Annotated in this window: 4 protein-coding genes; 1 reads left to right on the top strand and 3 read right to left on the bottom strand. The window is 59.6% G+C overall.

What is annotated here, in order from left to right:
- Positions 1-240: 240 nt before the first annotated feature.
- Complete coding sequence (locus tag CA51_RS22430; protein ID WP_145123379.1) at positions 241-1,188, bottom strand: lipoprotein N-acyltransferase Lnb domain-containing protein; 948 nt, start codon at positions 1,186-1,188, stop codon at positions 241-243.
- An 89-nt stretch (positions 1,189-1,277) separates the two neighbouring features.
- Positions 1,278-2,300 (bottom strand): DUF4261 domain-containing protein, encoded by a 1,023-nt coding sequence (locus CA51_RS22425; protein ID WP_145123378.1) that lies wholly within the window; start codon positions 2,298-2,300, stop codon positions 1,278-1,280.
- Between the two features lie 278 nt (positions 2,301-2,578).
- Between CA51_RS22425 and CA51_RS22420 the strand changes: the two genes are divergently transcribed.
- A complete protein-coding gene (locus tag CA51_RS22420) occupies positions 2,579-3,472 on the top strand; it encodes an alpha/beta hydrolase (RefSeq protein ID WP_145123377.1) in 894 nt (297 codons plus the stop codon).
- A 132-nt stretch (positions 3,473-3,604) separates the two neighbouring features.
- Here the strand turns inward: CA51_RS22420 and CA51_RS22415 are convergent, their stop codons facing one another.
- Complete coding sequence (locus tag CA51_RS22415; RefSeq protein ID WP_145123376.1) at positions 3,605-3,994, bottom strand: heavy-metal-associated domain-containing protein; 390 nt, start codon at positions 3,992-3,994, stop codon at positions 3,605-3,607.
- Between the last annotated feature and the right edge of the window lie 60 nt (positions 3,995-4,054).

Here is a 4,054-nt window from a genome sequence, read left to right as displayed (position 1 = left end):
AGCGTTTGCCTTAAAAAGCTTGCCGAGGCAACTGGGAGACCGGTTGCCTCTTCAGCGCTCATGGCCGGTGTCGACACGACTTTCCTGTGTCGGTCGCCGGCCTTTTTCTTTGCAGCTCCACGGAGCGCCGGCAAACTGGCGGGCCCCAATAGCGGAGCGGAGTTTGCGGCGGAGGCTTCGATCGATTCGGCGGTGCGAATCGGGACGCCCTCGGATCCTGCTGGCGATCGCTTCGGAAGGTTACTCGCGAATCAGCCGTGAGAAGTCTTTCGAACCGAGGTGTTGGCGAGCCTTGAGGCTGACAAAGGCCTCGCGGCGGACCTGTTCGAACGGTTTGGAGTTGTCGATGAGTTTCAGATCGTAGGCGAGCTTGTCGCTGTGCCCGGGGAGCATCAATCGCCAATCGGTCGCCAGGCTTGCAGGAGCGAAGGGGGCGATGTGGTCGGCGACGTTGGTCGCACAACTGTTTCGCAGCGAGTCGTAGAACTCGGGCGTTTGCACCAGCTGATTGCAGCGTTCTAAGACGCTTCGCAAGATCTGCGCCGATTGCTGCGGCGTCGCTTTGGATCGATAGAGGAAGATGTCGTTCCGGCGAACCTCGGCACGTATGCCCAGCAGATCGGTTTCGTCACCAAGGATGTACATCAGGTCGAACTGTCGCGCTACGCCAGCGATCGGTGAATACGTCTCGCCCGCTTCCAAACGGGCTTCGATGCTGAGTGCCATGTGGCGATCATCCCCGAGATCGAAGCTGAGCATCGTATGGGCTAGCATCGGCGTGTCTTGAAACGGCACGACGATAAAGTCGACCCCTTGGACGTCTTCCCAGCGGAACTTCCAGTCGTTGTGTTTGACGTCGTAATCATCGCTCGAACGCCAGCGGCACTGGCGGACGTTGTGGACGATCACGCTATCGTCTTCGTCGTCGAATTCCGCGTAGGGCAACACGCTTAATTCGGGACGCCAATCGCGACGCTGCGAAGGACCTTCCATCGAGGCGAGGTCGATCACAAGTTTTGCTGGCGTCGGCAGGCTCTCGGCGATCTCGGTGGCTGGTACGTCACCGCGCAACACGCCACAACCGCTCGCCCCGCCGATCAGGCAGAGCGTTTGGAGCAGGAGCAGATTCGTTGCGTTAAGCCGTTGCCGCATCGGGACATAGATCGCCGAAGTGGCAGCGCATGTCAAGATCGAATTGCATCCAGACGAAGGGGCGATCGCAGGCCGCAGCAACGCTAGCGAGGACCAACCGACCGGTTCCCGCTTGCAATTCCCGTTTAGAAGGGCATTTCGTTGTCGTCTTCGGGATCTTCGAAGTCCATCAGCTCATCCAGCTGTTCTTCGATCTCATCGTCGGACAATCCCGTGTCGGTCAACTCCGTCGGCGCTTCGCTGCCGTCGTCGGGGAACCAGCGGACCGTCGGGCGAGGCGGATCGGTGAGGGCATCGTCGCACAAGATCGCTCGCCAAACGATGTCGCCGGGGCCATCGGCGGTGTCATCCTCTTCGATGACATCCCCTTCTTTGAGCATGTACAGCGAGGCGTTGCGAAGGAAACCTTCGACTTCGGTGGCTTCGTATTTATCGGCCAGGTAGGCAGCTTCGACGTCCGGCAGATCGAACTGTCCGTTGCCGACGGTATCCATCAACGACCACTCGTCGGTCGCGCGGAACAGACGGACGTTGGTCCACATGTCCAACGGCGGCAGATGGTGGCTCCAGGCGTAATTCAGCCCTTCCCGCAGTCCATCCTCGTCGCGCAAGACTTCGCCGCCGGGATTGAAATAGCAGATCGCTTCGGGGATCGTCAGCAGCGCCGCGGCGATCTTCGTCAGATACTCCATCTCGTCGATGGCGTCGTAATCTTCGGGCAACAGAGGCGCGTCTTCGTCGGCGACTCCGATCACGTAGCTGCACAGAACGCGGATGAAACAGGTGTGCTTTTGAGTCGCCTCGCGGCACTCCTCCCAAGCCCATGCCTGTTCGGTCGCTCGCTCCAGACAACCCGGGTAAGCCAGCGGGCCAAACTGTCCCAGCGACCAAGCGACAAACACGTCGGGCTGCTCTTGGGGATCTCCCATCTCGTCGGGCCAGCGATTCTCGACGACGCTCAGTAAAACTTGGCCATCGACGTCGGGGCGGAACCCTAGCAGCAGCGATGGCAGGTCGATCAGTTCATCGTCACCACCAGTCGGCTGTCCGACTATCTCAAAGCCGCGTAGCGCTTGCGCGATCCGATCCAGCGAAACCGGCTCGCTCAATAAGATACACAGACCTTGCGAAAAAAAACCCTTCGGCATTGCGTTTCCTTGACGCTCCTCTCGCCCACCGTTGTACTGCAATTTGGTGACACTGACGACCGGGCGACGCGATGCCGCCAGCGACCGCTGTTGGATTGCCACCGCGATTTACTGTGCGGCGACCGCCGACAGCGGCGGTCGATCGAGGATTTGATAGAAACAGGCTGCAATCGTTGTTATAACATAGCTCACCCAGTCGCCGCGACTAGTTTGGCCGCCTCGACCCTCTCCGTTGGAGTGGCCAGCCACGCATCCCCACCCTCGAGAAAGCTGCCACGATGAAATCTGTTTGCGTAGCCGCATTCGCGGCGTTGTTGATCTGTGCATCGACCGCCGACGCCCAACAAGCTCCGACGCACGCCAACGTTCCCTATGGTGACCACGCGTTGCAGGTGATCGATTTTTGGCAGGCCGAAGGCGATGGGCCGCGTCCGTTGTTGGTCTATATCCACGGCGGCGGCTGGACCGGCGGCGACAAAAAACGACGCCCCGCCGACGTCCAACCGTTCCTCGACAAAGGGATCTCTTATGCCGCGATCAATTATCGTTTGACCGGCGAGGTGCCGTTGCCCGCTCCGGTGCACGACGCCGCTCGCGCGATCCAGTTCATTCGCAGCAAGGCCAGCGAGTGGAACATCCGCCCCGACCGGATCGCATTGACCGGCGGAAGCGCCGGCGCATGCACTTCGATGTGGCTGTTGTGCCACGACGATCTGGCCGATCCGAAATCGGGCGACCCCGTGGCCCGTCAATCGACGCGAGTTACCGCCGCTGCCGTCTCTTCCGGACAGACCTCGATCGACCCCAAGGTCATCGAACCCTGGCTGGGACCGGGCGTGCTGGAGCACCGGATGATCAACATGGCAGTCGGCGAAGCGACGATGGCCGGGGCGCTGGCCAACTACGACAAGCACCGCGAACTGTATGTCGAATTCTCGCCTTACAATCACGTCAGCAGCGACGATCCTCCGCTGTTCATGACCTATTCCGCCGACATGACGCTGCCGTCAAAAAATGCGGGGCACGGAATCCATCACCCCGTCTACGGCGTCAAGATGAAAGAGAAAGCCGATAGCGTTGGGCAGGAATGCCATCTGGCGATCCGCGGACACTCGAAGACCCCGTTTGCCAACGCACAAGCTTTTTTGTTCGCCAAGCTGCTGGCGGAATGATTTCAACGTGAGTCTCGCCACCGCTGGCGACCGCGGTGAAGCGATGGCCGCATCGCGTGGGCTGTTGTTGAAATCAGAAATCGGGGAGCCGCAGAGAGTCTGCGGCTGCTGATTCGATCGAGACAGATGCGGTTAGTTGGCGTCGATCTTGGTGGCGTCGAAGCCCGCCTTTTCCAGCTTCGCCAATGCGGTTTCCAGTTTGAAAGCATTGTTGAAGGTCACGAAGACAGTCTTGTTGTCCAGCTCGGTTTCGCTTTTCTGCTCGGCCAGCTCGACACCTTGGACTCCGTCGACCGATTCCAATGCCTCTTTGACGGTTGGGTAACAACCAAAGGCGCAGTGCATTCCAGGGACGCTTAGCGCCACGCTCTGGACATCGACGTCCGATCCAGAATCGACAGCAAGCGTGGTGCTGCTAGCAACGTTTGGATCGCTCTGCTGAGCGGTTTCGCTGGGCTTACCCATGACAAAGACGATGCCTGCGGCGATCAGTACGGCGACAACATAGACCATGAATCGCATTGGATTCTCCGGTTTGAGTGTTTGGGAATTGAGTTTGTTAATGGTGGGCGGCCGGCGCGT

It is taken from the genome of Rosistilla oblonga (assembly GCF_007751715.1).
Classification (GTDB): Bacteria; Planctomycetota; Planctomycetia; order Pirellulales; family Pirellulaceae; genus Rosistilla; species Rosistilla oblonga.
Note: the sequence above shows the minus strand (reverse complement) of the source record. Positions and strands in the feature narration are given on the sequence as shown.

What these genes read in the sequence shown, in the direction of transcription:
- CA51_RS22425 (WP_145123378.1), bottom strand. Translation starts at nt 2,300, where the DNA reads ATGCCGAAGGGTTTTTTTTCGCAAGGTCTGTGTATCTTATTGAGCGAG.
- CA51_RS22420 (WP_145123377.1), top strand. Translation starts at nt 2,579, where the DNA reads ATGAAATCTGTTTGCGTAGCCGCATTCGCGGCGTTGTTGATCTGTGCA.
- CA51_RS22415 (WP_145123376.1), bottom strand. Translation starts at nt 3,994, where the DNA reads ATGCGATTCATGGTCTATGTTGTCGCCGTACTGATCGCCGCAGGCATC.